Annotated in this window: 21 protein-coding genes; 16 read left to right on the top strand and 5 right to left on the bottom strand. The window is 56.9% G+C overall.

Annotated features, from left to right (window positions below; genetic code table 11):
- Nucleotides 1–2 precede the first annotated feature (2 nt).
- Nucleotides 3–926, bottom strand: a complete 924-nt coding sequence (locus PS14A_RS07940; protein ID WP_212615682.1) for a GPO family capsid scaffolding protein — start codon at nt 924–926, stop codon at nt 3–5.
- Nucleotides 927–1,088: 162 nt separating this feature from the next.
- Here PS14A_RS07940 and PS14A_RS26580 point away from each other — a divergent pair, with 162 nt between their 5' ends.
- The 3 genes from PS14A_RS26580 (at nt 1,089) to PS14A_RS07930 (ending at nt 4,245) form a co-directional block, all read left to right on the top strand.
- Nucleotides 1,089–3,131, top strand: coding sequence for a terminase family protein (locus PS14A_RS26580; protein WP_249121217.1), 2,043 nt, complete (start codon nt 1,089–1,091; stop codon nt 3,129–3,131).
- On the top strand, nt 3,058–3,912 hold the full coding sequence (locus tag PS14A_RS07935; RefSeq protein WP_243241673.1) for a phage portal protein: 855 nt from the start codon (nt 3,058–3,060) through the stop codon (nt 3,910–3,912). Before PS14A_RS26580 ends, PS14A_RS07935 begins: the two co-directional genes overlap by 74 nt.
- 75 nt (nt 3,913–3,987) lie before the next feature.
- On the top strand, nt 3,988–4,245 hold the full coding sequence (locus tag PS14A_RS07930) for an ogr/Delta-like zinc finger family protein (RefSeq protein ID WP_212615680.1): 258 nt from the start codon (nt 3,988–3,990) through the stop codon (nt 4,243–4,245).
- 55 nt (nt 4,246–4,300) lie between these two features.
- Here the strand turns inward: PS14A_RS07930 and PS14A_RS07925 are convergent, their stop codons facing one another.
- Together PS14A_RS07925 and PS14A_RS07920 are read right to left on the bottom strand one after the other, a co-directional pair.
- Complete coding sequence (locus PS14A_RS07925) at nt 4,301–4,486, bottom strand: hypothetical protein (RefSeq protein WP_212615679.1); 186 nt, start codon at nt 4,484–4,486, stop codon at nt 4,301–4,303.
- A gap of 102 nt (nt 4,487–4,588) precedes the next feature.
- Nucleotides 4,589–4,936: a helix-turn-helix domain-containing protein gene (locus PS14A_RS07920; protein WP_212615710.1), complete on the bottom strand. Its 348-nt coding sequence runs from the start codon at nt 4,934–4,936 to the stop codon at nt 4,589–4,591.
- A gap of 92 nt (nt 4,937–5,028) precedes the next feature.
- On the opposite strand from PS14A_RS07920, the gene PS14A_RS07915 reads away from it, so the two are divergent.
- From PS14A_RS07915 to PS14A_RS07860, 12 genes are all read left to right on the top strand, one after another.
- Complete coding sequence (locus tag PS14A_RS07915) at nt 5,029–5,229, top strand: DNA-binding protein (RefSeq protein WP_212615678.1); 201 nt, start codon at nt 5,029–5,031, stop codon at nt 5,227–5,229.
- A 29-nt stretch (nt 5,230–5,258) separates the two neighbouring features.
- On the top strand, nt 5,259–5,732 hold the full coding sequence (locus PS14A_RS07910; RefSeq protein WP_110645150.1) for a YmfL family putative regulatory protein: 474 nt from the start codon (nt 5,259–5,261) through the stop codon (nt 5,730–5,732).
- Nucleotides 5,729–6,094, top strand: a complete 366-nt coding sequence (locus PS14A_RS07905; RefSeq protein ID WP_212615677.1) for a hypothetical protein — start codon at nt 5,729–5,731, stop codon at nt 6,092–6,094. Before PS14A_RS07910 ends, PS14A_RS07905 begins: the two co-directional genes overlap by 4 nt.
- Before the next feature lie 75 nt (nt 6,095–6,169).
- Nucleotides 6,170–6,403 carry a hypothetical protein gene (locus PS14A_RS07900; protein WP_150638696.1) on the top strand — a complete coding sequence of 78 codons (234 nt, stop codon included), beginning with the start codon at nt 6,170–6,172 and terminating at the stop codon, nt 6,401–6,403.
- Nucleotides 6,404–6,405: 2 nt separating this feature from the next.
- Entirely contained in the window at nt 6,406–9,204 is a 2,799-nt protein-coding gene (locus PS14A_RS07895; protein ID WP_212615676.1) for a toprim domain-containing protein, read from the top strand.
- A 15-nt stretch (nt 9,205–9,219) separates the two neighbouring features.
- Nucleotides 9,220–9,513, top strand: a complete 294-nt coding sequence (locus PS14A_RS07890) for a hypothetical protein (protein WP_150638700.1) — start codon at nt 9,220–9,222, stop codon at nt 9,511–9,513.
- 63 nt (nt 9,514–9,576) lie between these two features.
- The gene (locus tag PS14A_RS07885) at nt 9,577–9,828 is read left to right on the top strand and encodes a hypothetical protein (RefSeq protein ID WP_122699007.1); all 252 of its coding nucleotides are present in this window, start codon (nt 9,577–9,579) and stop codon (nt 9,826–9,828) included.
- A complete protein-coding gene (locus PS14A_RS07880) occupies nt 9,818–9,988 on the top strand; it encodes a hypothetical protein (RefSeq protein ID WP_178081155.1) in 171 nt (56 codons plus the stop codon). Before PS14A_RS07885 ends, PS14A_RS07880 begins: the two co-directional genes overlap by 11 nt.
- A gap of 106 nt (nt 9,989–10,094) precedes the next feature.
- On the top strand, nt 10,095–11,324 hold the full coding sequence (locus PS14A_RS07875; protein ID WP_212615675.1) for a DUF3596 domain-containing protein: 1,230 nt from the start codon (nt 10,095–10,097) through the stop codon (nt 11,322–11,324).
- A gap of 243 nt (nt 11,325–11,567) precedes the next feature.
- A complete protein-coding gene (locus PS14A_RS07870; protein WP_212615674.1) occupies nt 11,568–11,819 on the top strand; it encodes a hypothetical protein in 252 nt (83 codons plus the stop codon).
- Nucleotides 11,820–11,996: 177 nt separating this feature from the next.
- Complete coding sequence (locus PS14A_RS07865) at nt 11,997–12,233, top strand: hypothetical protein (protein ID WP_212615673.1); 237 nt, start codon at nt 11,997–11,999, stop codon at nt 12,231–12,233.
- A 236-nt stretch (nt 12,234–12,469) separates the two neighbouring features.
- Nucleotides 12,470–12,712 carry a DUF6555 family protein gene (locus PS14A_RS07860; protein ID WP_212615672.1) on the top strand — a complete coding sequence of 81 codons (243 nt, stop codon included), beginning with the start codon at nt 12,470–12,472 and terminating at the stop codon, nt 12,710–12,712.
- A gap of 54 nt (nt 12,713–12,766) precedes the next feature.
- Here PS14A_RS07860 and PS14A_RS07855 read toward each other — a convergent pair whose 3' ends face one another.
- Both PS14A_RS07855 and PS14A_RS07850 read right to left on the bottom strand, forming a co-directional pair.
- On the bottom strand, nt 12,767–13,039 hold the full coding sequence (locus PS14A_RS07855) for a hypothetical protein (protein WP_212615671.1): 273 nt from the start codon (nt 13,037–13,039) through the stop codon (nt 12,767–12,769).
- Nucleotides 13,040–13,137: 98 nt separating this feature from the next.
- Entirely contained in the window at nt 13,138–14,262 is a 1,125-nt protein-coding gene (locus tag PS14A_RS07850) for a HAMP domain-containing sensor histidine kinase (RefSeq protein WP_212615670.1), read from the bottom strand.
- Here PS14A_RS07850 and PS14A_RS26740 point away from each other — a divergent pair.
- Complete coding sequence (locus PS14A_RS26740; protein WP_349251716.1) at nt 14,168–14,728, top strand: response regulator; 561 nt, start codon at nt 14,168–14,170, stop codon at nt 14,726–14,728. The genes PS14A_RS07850 and PS14A_RS26740 overlap by 95 nt on opposite strands.
- Nucleotides 14,729–14,811 lie beyond the last annotated feature (83 nt).

Genomic DNA, 14,811 nt, shown 5'->3' with positions numbered 1-14,811 from the left:
GATCAGAGCACCCGTACTTTGGATTTATCAGCGGGGGCAGCAGTGCGCGGCAAGTGGCGGCCATTGCTGGTGTTCTTCAGTTCGGTGAACTGCTTCTGCAGATCGGCCAACGCCGCTAGCACAGCTTTGTTTCCGCCGCCGTTGCGCTTGAATTCGCGCTCTTCTTCGGCCGTGGTGACGATCTCGTCCACCGCCTCAGTGACATCATCGATCGGGGCTTGATCGGGTTCTGGTGCGTCTTCTGCAGCAGGCTCGATCACGGCTTGAATGCCGGCGGCGACAACCAGCAGCTGGGCCAGCAGGGCTTTGAGGGCCGTGGCGGTAGCTTCATCCATTGGGGGTTTGCTCTCGTTTGTGGTTTGCGGAGTGGTTTCGGCGGGGCTGTCTTCGATACCGAAACGCTTGAACAGGCGGGTGAACATGGCGGCCAGACGGCCGATCTCGCCCTGCGTCTCGGTTTCGCGCAGTGGGCCGAGTTCCTGGGATGCGGCGTAGTACGCAGCCCGGCTGGTACGGTTGGAGAAGTAGAGTTCCTGAGTGCCGAGGCTGGCCGGCGAATCGGTCACCGCCAGACCGGTCAAATAGGCCTTGCCGCTGCCGGCAAAATTCGGGGTGATTTCAATGCTGGTGAAGAGCTTCTGGCCTTGATCGTTGAGATAAAGCAGGCGATCGTTCGGTTTTAGCTGCGCTTCGAGGGCTATTTGCCCCGGCTCCAGATCGTCGCCCTCTTCCACCAAGCGCACGGCGAATACGGTGCCGTGAGAGCCAGGCCAACGCTCGTGGTCGCACCAGATCACAGCGGTGTATTTGGCCGGCGTGTAGGTCTCGGCGATGTCACGCAGTTCCTGGGGAAGAATCTCGCGGCCATCGACGGTCGGGCCGCTGGTGGCAACACGTTTCCAGTAGGAGACAAGGGAACGGGGCATGAGTGGTGACTGCGCTCAATCGTTGAATGAGCCGCCACGATAGGGAGCCGGTTACCGTCAAACAAACGGTTGAAATTCAGTGTTCTCCTATTTCCGCCAGATAGGCGAATCGCAGCTTTTCACCCCGCGTTTTCGGGGTTTTCGCCGCATAGACTGCGGAATATGAACTACCCGACCGAAGTTAAAGAAGCCGCAAAACGCCTCTACCTGCGCCGCTGTTCGGTAAAGGAAATACAGGCGCATTTGAAGCTGCCCAATATCCGCATCGTCTACTACTGGATCCGCCAAGGCGGCTGGGACGACATGCTCACTGATGAAGAACCGTTGAGCGCGGTCAATCGGCGCATCACCCTGATCCTGGAAAAAGTCGATCCGCTGACGAAAGCCGAACTGGACGAGCTGGAGCGACTGACCGGCCTGCTTGAACGCCTGAAAAAGCTGTCCGCGAAACCTTCGCCGGCGCTGCCGTCTGATCGTCCGGACGAGCCTCGCGAACGGCAGCCTGGTCAACGCCGTGAGCGGGGCGAAGGCGGCGCCAAGAAGCGTGAAAAGAAGGCCAAGAACGACATCAGCGGCCTGACCGAAGTGGACTTCCTCGATAAATTCATCTCGAAGATGTACGGCTATCAGAAAGAGCTTTTCGAGGCGAAGCAGAACCCACTGACACGCCGTGTCCGGAACATCCTCAAAAGCCGGCAGGTTGGCCTGACCTACTACTTCGCCGGCGAAGCGTTCATGGACGCCGTGCTGAGCGGTGACAACCAGGTCTTTCTGTCTGCCAGCCGATCGCAGTCCGAGATCTTTCGCAGCTACATCATCCAGTTTGCCAAGCAGTGGTTTGATATCGAGCTGACCGGCAACCCGATCACGCTCAGTAACGGCGCCGAACTGCGCTTTCTCAGCACCAACAGCAGCACCGCCCAGGGCTATCACGGCCACGTCTATGTGGACGAATATTTCTGGATTCGCGATTTCGAAAAACTCAGCACCGTCGCCAGCGCCATGGGGACCCACAAGAAATGGCGCAAAACCTATTTCTCGACGCCCAGCGCGGTGTCGCACCAGGCGTATCCGTTCTGGTCGGGCGAGGAATTTCGCAACAGCAAACGCGGCAAGAAGGCCGGCGGTGTGTGGCCCAGCGAAGCGGCCTACACCCAGGGCGCGCTGTGTCCAGACGGCCAGTGGCGCAAGACGATCACCTTGGACGATGCGATCGCCGGCGGCTGCGATCTGTTCGACCTGGAGCAGCTGCAGCTGGAGTACGACGAAGACAAATTTCAGCAGCTGTTCTACTGCAAATTCATCGACAGCACCCAAAGCGCATTCAGCCTCAAGGATCTGGAGCGCTGCTATTCGGATCTGTCGTTGTGGGAAGACTACAACCCGGACCTTGATCGACCGTTTGGCAACAGCCCGGTCTGGCTGGGCTACGACCCGAGCCGCACCCGCGACGATGCCACCTGTGTGGTCATCGCACCGCCGCTTGAACCGGGCGCGAAGTTCCGAATTCTGGAAAAGCACAGCTGGCGTGGCCACTCGTTCACCTACCAGGCTGCACAGGTCAAGAAACTGACCGAACGCTTCAACGTCCAGCACATCGGCATCGACGTCACTGGCGTGGGTTACGGCGTGTTCGACCTGGTGCGCGACTTCTACGCCAAGGCAACGCCCATTCACTACAGCCTTGAGGCGAAAAACGCCTTGGTGCTCAAAGCCCAAGACACGATCCAAGGCAGTCGAATCGAGTGGGACGCCGGGTGGACGGACATCGCGCAGGCGTTCTTGACCATCAAGCGCGGCGCCACCAACAGCGGCCAGATCACCTACAGCGCTTCGCGCACCGATGCCACCGGGCACGCCGACATTGCCTGGGCGGTGATGCACGCTCTGGCCAACGAACCTTTGAACACCAACAAGCGGCGTCGCAGCCGCTATGTCACGAGTAATCAGACCAGCCATGGCCAACCGCAAACGCAGCAAGCAACACGTAGCCCAACGACAGCAACAGCCAATGCGCTCGTTTACGTTCGGGGAGCCGGAACAAGTGCTGTCCGGGAACATCGGCGAATACGTGGGCGTGTTCCCCAGCGACGACGGCAAAATCTACAAGCCTCCGGTTTCCCGGGTTGGCTTGGCCAAGCTGTTGCGCGCCAATGCCCACCACGGTGCCATTCCGAAATTCAAACGAAACCTGCTGCTGCGTGAGTTCATCCCCTCGGCCGGCTGCAGCACCGAAACGATGGGCCGCGCCGGACTGGATTACATGGTGTTTGGCGAAGCGTACTTCTACAACGACACCAACGCATTCGGCCAGGTGCTGGAGCTGCAGCACCTACCCGCCATCAACATGCGGGTAAAGGTCGACGGCGGGTTTGTGATGCTGCTGCCGGACAACAAGGAAATGGAGTTCGAACAGCACGAGATCTCCCACGTTCTGGATTACGACGTGGAACAGAACATTTACGGGATCCCCGACTACTTGGGCGGTCTGCAGGCGCTGCTGCTCAACGAGGCGGCGACCCTGTTCCGTCGCCGGTACTACAGCAACGGCGCGCATGCCGGTTACATCTTCTACACCAACGACCCTGACCTGACAGAAGAGGACGAAGACGAACTGCGCGCACAGATCAGTGCGAGCAAGGGCGTGGGCAACTTCCGCTCGATGTTCGTGAACATCCCTAACGGCAAGGAAAACGCGATTCAGATCATCCCCGTCGGGGACTTTCAGGCGAAAGACGAGCTGGAGAAGGTGAAAAACATCACCCGAAACGACGTCATCGCCGCCTGGCGTATGAACCCGGCACTGGCCGGCATCATTCCGGAAAACACCGGTGGTTTCGGGGACATCGAAAAGATTGATCGCGTGTACACGAGCAACGAGATCCGGCCGATCTGTCAGCTGTTCAACCAATTGAATGACACGCTTCGCGAAGACAGGCGCTTTAGCTGGAAAGCCATACCAGAAGCAGCGGATATCACTACATGAAGTGCCCGCAGAAAGAAAAGCCACTACAAGCTGTGGCAAAATGGTGGCGATCAGCTGCCCCTGGGGAGGGACATAATGAGAGTTGTATGCAATTGTGGACACAAGGGCCGGATTGCCTCGCGAGAAGAGGTAACCAGAGCCTTTGTAAAACTGTACTGCCAATGCCTGGACGCAAAGTGCGGGCACACATGGGTGGCAAATCTGACGTTTTCACACACGCTCAGCCCGTCATCTCAGACGTTCGAGCGGATGCTGATCGACCGCTTACGAGAGATGCCCAGAGCGAAGCAGCGGGAGCTTTTCGAACAGTTGGAATCGCAGGCTGTGGCGTAGTTACAAACCGCCGACGTATGAGCGCCGGCGATCGGGATCATTCAAAGAATGACGGTCAGCCCTCTGCGTTCTCCTTTGGGTTGATTGCCAGTATCTCGGCCACGCGGCGAACTTGCTGCTGTTCTAAGCGGCTCAGCCGGCGATACAGATCGATCAGTCGACGCTCGATGTCCGTGAGTACGGCGATTTCCGACCCGGCGTGTTCGAGGTTGATTTGATCGTTCTTCTTGCGATCCAACATGCTAACTACTCCATAAAGTGCATTGCTGAACGGACTTTATGGGGGGTGAGCAAGTACATTGGAATAAGAGATACCCCAATGACTGTGCGGGATTGTTGCGATTTAAGACCGATGCCGAGCTGCGTCGTCTGCCATGGCTTCTAGAAACCGACGAATCGCTTTTTGGTCATCGTCAGAAATCGCTCTGAATTGTTTGATTAACAGTTCTTCTGAAGGGCTAAAGAGCTGACCCAGCGGAGTGGAACGCTTTCCAGTGAGAACATACGCCGCGTCTACGCCCTTCTCTTCAAGAGCGGTTACATATCGAAGATCTAAGGAACTCGCTCCCAATTCGTAGTTTTTTTGCGTACCCCTACTAACCCCGAGTAGGACGCCAAAATCTGTTTGATTCAACCCCAAGCGCTCGCGCTCTTCTCTGAGGCGTTCACCGACACGATCCGCTATGAGCATTTTTTTAGTCACCACCATTGACTTGATCATTTTTTTGACCAAGAATCACCACAGACAAACGCAAACAAACACGAACGAACAGAGGGAACACTATGCCCGCCACCGTTACGCACGAGCAAGCCCGGGCGGCTCTCGATCGAAAGGGATTAAGCATCGCGGAATTCAGTCGGAAGCATGGACTGAACAAAAATTTAGTCAGCGACCTATTGAACGGTCGGATCAAAGGTCGCCGAGGGGAGGCACATCGAGCCGCCGTTCTCCTGGGGATAAAAGACGGCGTGATTGAACAGTAATAGCGGCGCTCCACAGGGAAAAGTAGAAGTTGAAAACTCCAATCCTAGACACACGCAAAGAAGTCATGAGCGAGATCATTCGCAGCTACAACGGCGGCCGCGAAGCTGCAGCAGCACGCTTAGGTCTGAAGCTCAAAAAGTTCGACAACCATGCCTACGAAAATGCGGGTTGCAGTCCCCTGAGTGATACCCAAGTTTTCATGCTCGAGCAGGACTGTGGAACGAACCACTTCCCCAACTACATCGCCTCGATGTATGGGGGACTGTTCGTGCCGATGGCTGATCCTGAAACACTGGACAACGTCGAACTTTACGCACGCTCCGTTCAAGTTTCTGCCAAGCGAGGTTGCGTTGATCAAGCAATCGCCGCCGCTCTTGAAGACGGATCGATTAGTGATGAAGAAGCCGAATTCATCATGGACGCGCATAACCTCCACGTAGCAGCCAGGCACGCAGAAGTGCTGGCTGCCATCGCTCTCTACCGCGCGGGAAAAGCTCAATGAACAATTTGTCTGCAGTACCGGAATATCAAGATGTTCTGCAAAACGCTGCGCTGTCGTTTCTTGAGCGTCACCACTGCGAACACCTGAGCGACGACCAGCAACTGTTCAGCCGGGCTGTTCAGTTTCTGGTTGCAGACTACGACGTGAAAACGCAGGTCGCCGAAAAGATCGTCCATCTGGCGGGCTCCACGATGGTCGCTGTACGCGATCGGCAACGCTTGAACATCCAGAGCAGCACGTCGACGCATACCGTAATCGTTGATCCGGCCACCGGCAGGCAATGGGCCGTACCGGTCAGCGTCATCTATGAGCGAATCATCAACGCGCCAGACATCGGCCGCTTTCGCTTAGCCAACTCGTAACACCAACCCTCAAACCAACGCCTGTCCCGCATCCCGTGGGTTTGGGTGAGCTGCGCCCAAAATCGAGGTTTCAAGATGGGAAACGCCGTAATTCTGACCGCCCAGCTGCCACCAGCAGAAGCCGAAGCGCTGCTGGCTGCGATGCGCGAGCAGTACCGCTTGAGCCTCAACGACTACTGGTACGCGGATGAATACCGGTACGTCCCGCAAGAAAAACGGCACAGCTCGATTCTCGAAAGAACTCCGGTGATGGCGGCACAGAAACGCCTGATGGCCGCGCTCTCCCTCAGCCTCAAAGCAGTGAAGTAACCATGAAAGAAGATCTCCGCCACGACGTGCTGCAGCGCCTCCAGTTCGACTTCGGACTCAAGCACCGAGTGGGCACCGATTACATGCGCGGGGGCACCTGCCCCAAATGCAAGAAAAAGGAGCTGTATTCACGGTTCGATACGCCATGGATGGTGATTTGTGGACGTCCTGAAAAATGCGGCCACACCTTGCACGTGAAAGAGCTGTACGACGATCTGTTTGAAGACTGGAGTAAGCGTGCGCCGGCGACGGACCAGCACCCTAATGCCACTGCCCGGGCTTATCTGGAGTTCGCTCGAGGCTTTCGGTTCGAACTGATCCAAGGTTGGTTCACACAAGAAAGCTTCTATTCGCCAGAACACAACGCCGGCAGCGCCACGGTGCGTTTTGCTCTGGAAAAAGGCGGCTGGTGGGAACGCCTGATCGATCAGCCGCACCGCTTCGGCAAGATGAAGGCGCGTTTCAAATCCAAGGACAGCTATCGCGGCGTTTGGTGGTGCCCGCCCTGCGTCGACCTGCTTGAGGTCAAGGAGCTGTGGATTGTCGAAGGCATCTTCGATGCCATCGCCCTGGTGCATAACGACATCGCGGCGGTGTCGGCCATGTCGTCTAACGCGCTCCCTGCGGACTCGCTCAAAGCCCTCATCAAGACCCGCGAGGGCGGCAAGCTGCCCAAGTTGGTATGGGCGCTGGACAACGAGCCGAGCGCCAACGCCTACACCCGACGTTGGGTCCGCGATGCCCGCGCGTTGGGTTTCGTCTGCGAATCAGCACTGATTCCGCAACGCGACGGCCGCAAGGCTGATTGGAACGACATGCACCAGCGCTGGAGCTTTATTCAGGACGACGCCAAGCGCGCCGAGCAGATTGCTACGGATCTCAAACAGGCTCGCCACCAGGGTGCGCTGCTGCTGGCTGAAAGCGCAGCGGAAAAAGCCTTGCTGATGTACGACTGGAACAAACGCGGCGAATTTCACCTGGGCTTTGGCAACCGTTTGTACTGGTTCAAGTTGGACATGGAGAAGTTCAACCGCGCCATGTCCGACATCGAGGACAGCGAGAACCATGACGATCAATTGCTTAACCAGGCGCAACAGCGCGAAAAGGCACTGCAGCAGTCCGGCAGCGTCGTGGAGATTGCCAACTGCTACCCGCAAGCCCTGTATTTCCAGCGCAACGAAGTCACCGACGAGTCCTGGTATTACCTGCGTGTGGACTTCCCCCACGACTCCGAGAGTGTGAAAAACACCTTCACCAGCGGCCAGTTGTCCGCCGCGAGTGAATTCAAGAAACGCCTGCTCGGCATGGCGGCCGGCGCCATGTTCACCGGCAGCGGCCAGCAGCTCGACAAGCTGATGAAGGATCAGCTGTTTGGCATCAAAACCGTGTCGACCATCGACTACGTCGGCTACAGCAAGGAATACGCCTGCTACGTCTACGGCGACCTCGCGATCAAGGACGGCACCACCTACAAGGTCAACAGCGAAGACTATTTCGAGTTTGGCAAGCTGCGCCTGAAAACGCTGCAGAAAGGCGTGCCAATCAAGCTGCAGCGCGATGGCAAAGACTTCAACGAGAAGTGGGTACAGTTGCTGTGGACCTGTTTCGGCGCCCAGGGCTTCGTCGCACTGGTGTTCTTTTTCGGCTCGCTGTTCTGTGAGCAGATCCGCGCGCGTTACCAGTCCTTCCCCTTCCTGGAAGCCACTGGTGAAGCCGGCGCCGGCAAGACCACACTGCTCAACCTGCTGTGGAAACTGCTCGGCCGCGAAGGTTATGAGGGTTTCGACCCAATGAAATCAACCAAGGCCGGGCGTTCGCGCCTGATGGGTCAGGTGTCCGGCATGCCGGTGGTGTTTCTTGAAGCCGATCGCCACAGCGACGATCGGGCGCACGCCAAAACCTTTGAATGGGACGAGCTGAAAGACTTCTACGGCGGCGGCACGCTGGCCACCAAAGGAGTCAAGACAGCGGGCAACGAGACGTATGAACCGCCCTTCCGCGGAACGATCGCGATCAGCCAGAACGCGGCGGTGGTAGCGCACGAAGCGATCATGACGCGCATCGTTAAATTGCACTTTGTGCGCCCGATCGTTACGCCGGAAAGCCGTGCGGCCGCCGATCAGTTGAATGCGTTGGACGGCGCCACCCTCAGTCACTTCCTGTTGCGCGCCGTGGGCAAAGAGTCCGCTGTGCTTGAGCTGTTCGCCCAGCGCATGCCCGAACACGAAGCCAAGCTGCGCCGCCTGCACACGCACTGTTTTGCCTGCGGTACGGCCTATGCGAGCGAGCAAGGCAACTGCAGCAGTTGCGGCTACGACCTGCGCGGTTACATCCGGGTCGAGCGCATCAGCAAGAACCACGCGCAATTGTTGTCGCTGCTGGATGGCCTGCGCCTGGTGCTGAAACTCAGTGATCCGCAGGTCGCCGCCACGCAGCGGCAGATCGTGCGGATGGCGATCGAGCGCCAGGCCTCGATCAGCTCCGACCATCCGGCCGTCGCCGAATTTTGGGAGGTCTACGACTACCTCGAATCCTTGAGCGAAGACCCAGTAGTCGACCACAGCAGTGACCCGACGGTGATTGCCATCAACCTCAACGAATTCTGCGAGCGCGCCGCCGAACACAAACAGAAGCTGGCGGACGTGGCCACGTTGCGCGACCTGCTAAAGGAGTCGCGCTCGCGCAAATTTCTCGACAGCAACAAGGCCGTGCACAGCGCCGTGCGCGCCGCCTTCAATCACCGCAACCCTGTTTCCCACCCCCGGCCGACCACGGTCAAGTGCTGGACATTCAAGGCGTAAAGGAGAGCAAGACCGATGCAGATCCAAGTGTTTATGGGCAATGCCGGCGACGGCCACACCAACAAGCTCCAGTCGGTGCAAGACCGTTTGGATTTGGCGGGACAACGCGCGCCAATCATTCAAGCCGGTGCTTACGCAGAGGACGGTTTGCTGCAGATGCTGGAAGTTCGAGCCGCCGCTGGGCAGCGCGAAATCCTCGTGGACGACTGCAGCCGGCAACAGATCTTGCGGGTGTTGGAATGGCAGTCATGTGTTGAGCATGAGCCGCGTTTCGAAGGCTTGGTGATCCACCTGGCACGTAAGGACTGAGAAAAAAACAGTGTCGAGGAGTTGCAGCTCCCCGACACCCGACTACAACTGAGGACCCTAACCATGCAAGCACAGAACCACAGCAGCAGCGGCGCGAAGGCTACCACACCGGCGCGCCACCTGGTGGCCACTGCGATTATCGGCGCCGCCGTCATCGGCTACCTGGTGCACAAAACCCCCGAGGCCCGCACGCGGCTGGAAAGCCTGAGCCAGATGGCCAGCCGCTTGGGCGATCTGAGCGCGACGGATGCCGCTGTGATCAGTCAGCTACTCGCCCGCCCCGCCACACAGGGAGACTCCCGCCATGTCCAGTGACCCAGCCGTAACACCGGTGCGCCGCTTTCCCTGGAACATCGATTACACCAGCGTGTGCGATCAGTGCGGCAAGTGGCGAGCCCAAGGCAATCACGATAAATGCAGCCGGCGGCGTCAGCGGCTGAACGCTCATCTGCGCCATCCCAAGCCCAAGGCATAAGCCGCGTCCACCAGAAGACGCACCCGCAGATACTTGGCCCGGAAACGGGCCTTTTTGTTTCCGATCGTCAGACTGTCGACATACGAGTACAGCGTTAGGGGTTTACATGAGTGGGGTCGAAGCTCGCGGCAAGTCCGTGAGAATCTATTTTCAATACAAAGGGGAGAAATGCCGGGAAACGGTTCCGGGCAGCAACACACCGGCTACTGTGGCCCAGGCCAAGCGCCTGGCCGACATCATTGAATACGAAATCCAGACCGGCACCTTCGATTACGCCCGGCACTTTCCGAACTCGCCCAGGTTAGTGGAAAACACCTTTGGTCATTACCTGGATCTTTGGTTGAAAATCAAGGCCAACAGCGTCGCAGCCTCCAGCTACCGAGGTTACGCCAACAAGGCCGAAGTGCATGTGCGGCCACGCTGGGGCAAGATCCAGATCAACCAGATCGATCACCTCGACCTGCAGGTTTGGATTCAGGACACACTGTCGAAAACCCTGAAGAACAAGACCATCCGCGACATCATCAGCAACGTGCGCCAGGTGTTTCGCCTGTACCGCACGCGGATGAAAGTCGCGCACGACCCGACCGAGGGATTGATGGTGCGCCTGCCTGATCCAGAAGCCCCGGACCCGTTCACCCGAGCGGAAATCAGACAGATGCTCGCCACCCCCACCAGCCGCACGCAGGAACTGCTGATGGTGCAGTTCATGTTATGGGCAGGCCCACGGGTGTCGGAGACGATCGCCTTGGCCTGGGAGGATGTCGATCTAGCGAATGGTACGGTGACCTTTCGTCGGTCCAAGGTGCGCGGCGCCTACCGGGTGACGAAAACCCGCCGATCGACGCGGCGGGTGCGCCTGCTGGCACCGGCATGGGAGGCCCTGCTGAAAATTGACGCACTGACCCGCAAACGAAAAGCTGAGACCGTAGAGGTGGTCGAGCGGGACAACAAAACGGTACGGAAACACAAACTGCACTTTGTGTTCTTGAACACCAAGACCGGCCTCCCGCATGCCAACGACTTTGTGGTGCGCGATCGCTTCTTCAAAGCGCATTTGCTGGCCGCCGGCGTTCGTTACCGCGGCCCTGGTCAATGCCGGCATACGTACGCCAGTCAGTTGCTGACCACGGGCGTGGCGTCGATCGACTGGATTGCTGAGCAGATGGGCCACACAAACGGCAACATGATTCGACAGCACTACGGAACGTGGATTAATGAAGACGGACCCGATGTGGTCGGAATGCTGCAAATGGCCTTGAAACTGTCGCCGATGACTTCCATGGATGAACAAGAAGACAAATCCAGACTGCCTGAGCCCGGTCATCCGGTGTAGGTGGGGCTGGTCGCCGTGCTTTACAAAAAGGCCCCCACACTCGCGCCAGGTATGGGGGCGATTGGACATAGCCTGGAACCAAATGAACCAGTCATGTATGGCCCCTATCGGACCTGGGCGGACGCTCATAAACGACTGCCCCTTATCAGTGGCAAACGTTGTCCTTGCCTGCCTCCTGTCGACGCTTTTGAACTGTTGTCGCGTAACTTTGCTCCACAAACAAACTCCCGATAAGTGACCGCTATGAAAATTTGCAAGGATCTTTTTTCTTCAGACGAGGAAGCTAAGCTCATTGCCTATGCTTCTTGGCACAAAGCGTTGGAGAACTGCACGCTCCGAAAAGAGTGTCCGGACGCTTACCACGATGAACTTTTGCGCCAAGCGGATGAAATGGACAGACTCGGACTCATCGATTGGCGAGAATGGCGAGGGCTGCGGCGTGAAGCTGACGAAGCCTATCTGCGCGCTGTTGCAGGCTCTGACTTCCATGACTGAGGGACATCACGTCTGCAAACAGACACACCTATGCGGGAGCAGGCACGAGCGTTGAACCAAAAAAAGGCAAACGCTTTCGCTTGTCCTTGCGCGACAAAGGGTTCATGACAGGTGGATTGCAAGGAACGACAGGGCCTTTACGCCACATGTCGAGGAATAAGACCACGCGAGGACCAGATGAAAAATAACCCGGTTACTTCTTCTGCCTGGCATGAGGCTACCGACCGCAGCAACGAACTCTTCCAAGAAGCAGACCGTCTCAATGCCATCGCCTACGAGTTGCTAGCACATGCTGCAGACTCGCCTGGAGCCATGGAAGAATTCAAAAAAGCGCGAGCCGCAGCCGACGCTAAAAGCCTTGAAGGCAAAAAAGCCTGGGATCAAGCGAGGGCCGTATTCAGAAAAAAGCGCTGAACGCTGGTACTCCGCAGACCAGGCCTCATTAGCCTCAAGCGCTACTTGTAGGAAAATCCTTGATCGGGGCGCCTACTGACCGCGAACCTCCCTACGCTTGAAGGCTTAACGGCCTGCGTGGCCATAGATTCACGAATTTCATGGTCATGTTGTCACTTCCGAAAAAGTCCGACGAATAGTTGAATTCCGAGCAGCACGCGTAACTCACATACTCATGAGCAAAAGGAGAAATACTCATGAGTGCGACATATTTCGTCGAGTATCTGCTCCACGGGAAGCCCAAATCATTTGTCATCCGTCTTCAGGAAATGAGCAACGCCGAAGCATGGCAATGGGCAAGCTGCGACGCGGGGCTCACGCCAATACCGAAACCTGGACGACCGCCCTTAAAACGGTTTTCCAAACCGTTGGCCGAAAGATATGGCATCAGTGAAGTGAAATGGCGGGAATCCGCCGCCATCATATGGGGCGATGACTAAGCTTTTGATTTACAGATCATAGAGGCCCATGTCGCAGATACGTCGCCCAATCAGCTATTTTGGCGATCGATGGTTATCTCGCAACTGAGGCGCGTCGACCTCCGGGAAGGAAGTCGGCCATCCGGGCAGATGACGATTACGTGTCGGCTCGTCCAGCTTAGCCATTAAGTGTTTCAGCCTCGCCAACCGTTCATGATTCACCAGCAACGCTTTCAGGAAATCTTGGCGTACTTGATCGAATTGAGCAGCGTTTAACATTGCCTGTTCGAAGGCAGTCGTTGGCTCGTTCTGATCCTGATCGAGAGTTCCTGACGGCAAGCGAAGCATGTACCTATCCTTCTGCGAAATTAAGCTATTCGAGGAGGGCAATTGCCTCACTGTAGGTAATCATATGGCGCACTTTCGTTCACGCAATAGTGGATCGATCAGCGGATGAGGGGGAGTCGGACGGTAAACAAGGTTCCACGCTCGGTTGTGGAAACAACGTCAATCGTCCCGCCATGGGCCTGAACGATTTCCGCGGCAATGAACAAGCCTAATCCCAGACCAGCAGATGCTCCCTTTTCATTCGCCGCGTATGTTGAGTAGCGCGCCTGCGGATTGAAAAGATGAGGCATGACGCTTTCGGGAATCAACTCGCCCCGATTTTGAACGCTGAACTCCCACCATTTGTCATTCCGGCACAAGGTGACGCAGATAGGGTGATCCAGATCCCCGTGGAGAATGGCATTGCTAATCAGGTTGGTGAAGACCTGCTCGATTCGAGAAGGGTCAAACGTCCCTGTGGCTTCGATAGTATGTAAGTCGATATTCGCTTTCGGGTACCCCGTGCGGAGCTCTTCTACCACCGATTCGCACAAGACTTTCAGATCCGCTTCTTCCGGATGTACTGGCAGACCGTTGCCCAGATTGCACCGCGCTAGATCTATCAAATCACCGACCATCTGGTTCGCTCTGCGACAACTGACCCTTATCTGGTTTGCCAGCTCTCTGTTTCTGACTGAAATGTCCCCACTTTCACAAAGTAGCTCGCTTGCCATAAGCACGGCCCCGAGTGGCGAGCGGAGGTCGTGACCCAGCACCCCTAGCACTGTCTTACGGGTTGACTCTACCGCTTCACCATACGTCGCAATAGATTCTATCAACGCCTGATCAATGGCCTCGTTGAAGCGAATCATGTCCTGAATATCATGGTCATCGCTTGCGCGTTTGTCGGCGAGCCACAAGCGCAGCACAGTGGATCGGAGAGCGCGATATTCCGACACCATCTGATCCATAGTGAACCCAGCAACGAACCGTGTCATGGCATGCGTTTGGGAGGGCGTGTTGTCGCCCGCAGAAGGGCCGCGCCCCTCGGATTTTGCGATCTGCTGCGACTGGGACTGAAACGATTGCATGTCCTGGGCCACCGTTGTCAGTATGTGCTGCGCGTGATTCCGCAACCCCTTCTCATCCATGGTTGGCTTCCCCGTATCCACAGTGCGGGCGAAACGCGTCCAAGCGGACAAAATGAGCTCGACGTTATTAAGGATAAACTTGTGCAGTCTCATTGTTGTCCCTGTATTAGGCCGAAAAAGCGAGCTGAGGCGTGCGGGGCCATTGCCAACACAGTTTGCCAAACTGTTTCAGACCCATTGTGGACATTTGGGGAGCCCGAAAGTGTCGCAAAATGTACTTCTCGTCGAAGATGATATGTTTCTGCGTGCAGTAATGGTGGAAGCGGTAGCAATCCTTGGCTACCAGGTCACAGAATGCCCAAGCGCGGATCAGGCTTTGATAGCGTTGCAGGGTGCGATGCCATTCTGTCTCGTAGTCAGCGATGTTCGCATGCCCGGACGGCTCGACGGCTTAGATCTAGCCCGTGCTATCTGGTCGCAATGGCCCGAATTGCCAGTGATACTCATGTCAGGAGACACGGTATTGCCTCTGGAATCCTTACCGTCTAAAGCGCGTTTTCTTCCCAAGCCTGTGGATTTAGACGCATTGCATAACGCAATTACCGAGCTCCTAGCTTAGTGGTTTACGCCTGAACCCGCGTGGGTTCGCCGCTGATTGATAGATCACCAACGTGCGAAAAGAAGGTAGTAAAGTTGCGAATG

The organism is Pseudomonas sp. 14A (assembly GCF_018132745.1).
Lineage (GTDB): Bacteria > Pseudomonadota > Gammaproteobacteria > Pseudomonadales > Pseudomonadaceae > Aquipseudomonas > Aquipseudomonas mercuritolerans.
Note: the sequence above shows the minus strand (reverse complement) of the source record. Positions and strands in the feature narration are given on the sequence as shown.

What these genes read in the sequence shown, in the direction of transcription:
- PS14A_RS07855 (WP_212615671.1), bottom strand. Translation starts at nt 13,039, where the DNA reads ATGCTTCGCTTGCCGTCAGGAACTCTCGATCAGGATCAGAACGAGCCA.
- PS14A_RS07920 (WP_212615710.1), bottom strand. Translation starts at nt 4,936, where the DNA reads ATGCTCATAGCGGATCGTGTCGGTGAACGCCTCAGAGAAGAGCGCGAG.
- PS14A_RS26580 (WP_249121217.1), top strand. Translation starts at nt 1,089, where the DNA reads ATGAACTACCCGACCGAAGTTAAAGAAGCCGCAAAACGCCTCTACCTG.
- PS14A_RS07930 (WP_212615680.1), top strand. Translation starts at nt 3,988, where the DNA reads ATGAGAGTTGTATGCAATTGTGGACACAAGGGCCGGATTGCCTCGCGA.
- PS14A_RS07865 (WP_212615673.1), top strand. Translation starts at nt 11,997, where the DNA reads ATGAAAAATAACCCGGTTACTTCTTCTGCCTGGCATGAGGCTACCGAC.
- PS14A_RS07860 (WP_212615672.1), top strand. Translation starts at nt 12,470, where the DNA reads ATGAGTGCGACATATTTCGTCGAGTATCTGCTCCACGGGAAGCCCAAA.
- PS14A_RS07895 (WP_212615676.1), top strand. Translation starts at nt 6,406, where the DNA reads ATGAAAGAAGATCTCCGCCACGACGTGCTGCAGCGCCTCCAGTTCGAC.
- PS14A_RS07875 (WP_212615675.1), top strand. Translation starts at nt 10,095, where the DNA reads ATGAGTGGGGTCGAAGCTCGCGGCAAGTCCGTGAGAATCTATTTTCAA.
- PS14A_RS07940 (WP_212615682.1), bottom strand. Translation starts at nt 926, where the DNA reads ATGCCCCGTTCCCTTGTCTCCTACTGGAAACGTGTTGCCACCAGCGGC.
- PS14A_RS07890 (WP_150638700.1), top strand. Translation starts at nt 9,220, where the DNA reads ATGCAGATCCAAGTGTTTATGGGCAATGCCGGCGACGGCCACACCAAC.
- PS14A_RS07885 (WP_122699007.1), top strand. Translation starts at nt 9,577, where the DNA reads ATGCAAGCACAGAACCACAGCAGCAGCGGCGCGAAGGCTACCACACCG.
- PS14A_RS07850 (WP_212615670.1), bottom strand. Translation starts at nt 14,262, where the DNA reads ATGAGACTGCACAAGTTTATCCTTAATAACGTCGAGCTCATTTTGTCC.
- PS14A_RS07925 (WP_212615679.1), bottom strand. Translation starts at nt 4,486, where the DNA reads ATGTTGGATCGCAAGAAGAACGATCAAATCAACCTCGAACACGCCGGG.
- PS14A_RS07880 (WP_178081155.1), top strand. Translation starts at nt 9,818, where the DNA reads ATGTCCAGTGACCCAGCCGTAACACCGGTGCGCCGCTTTCCCTGGAAC.
- PS14A_RS26740 (WP_349251716.1), top strand. Translation starts at nt 14,168, where the DNA reads ATGGTTGGCTTCCCCGTATCCACAGTGCGGGCGAAACGCGTCCAAGCG.
- PS14A_RS07915 (WP_212615678.1), top strand. Translation starts at nt 5,029, where the DNA reads ATGCCCGCCACCGTTACGCACGAGCAAGCCCGGGCGGCTCTCGATCGA.
- PS14A_RS07870 (WP_212615674.1), top strand. Translation starts at nt 11,568, where the DNA reads ATGAAAATTTGCAAGGATCTTTTTTCTTCAGACGAGGAAGCTAAGCTC.
- PS14A_RS07905 (WP_212615677.1), top strand. Translation starts at nt 5,729, where the DNA reads ATGAACAATTTGTCTGCAGTACCGGAATATCAAGATGTTCTGCAAAAC.
- PS14A_RS07900 (WP_150638696.1), top strand. Translation starts at nt 6,170, where the DNA reads ATGGGAAACGCCGTAATTCTGACCGCCCAGCTGCCACCAGCAGAAGCC.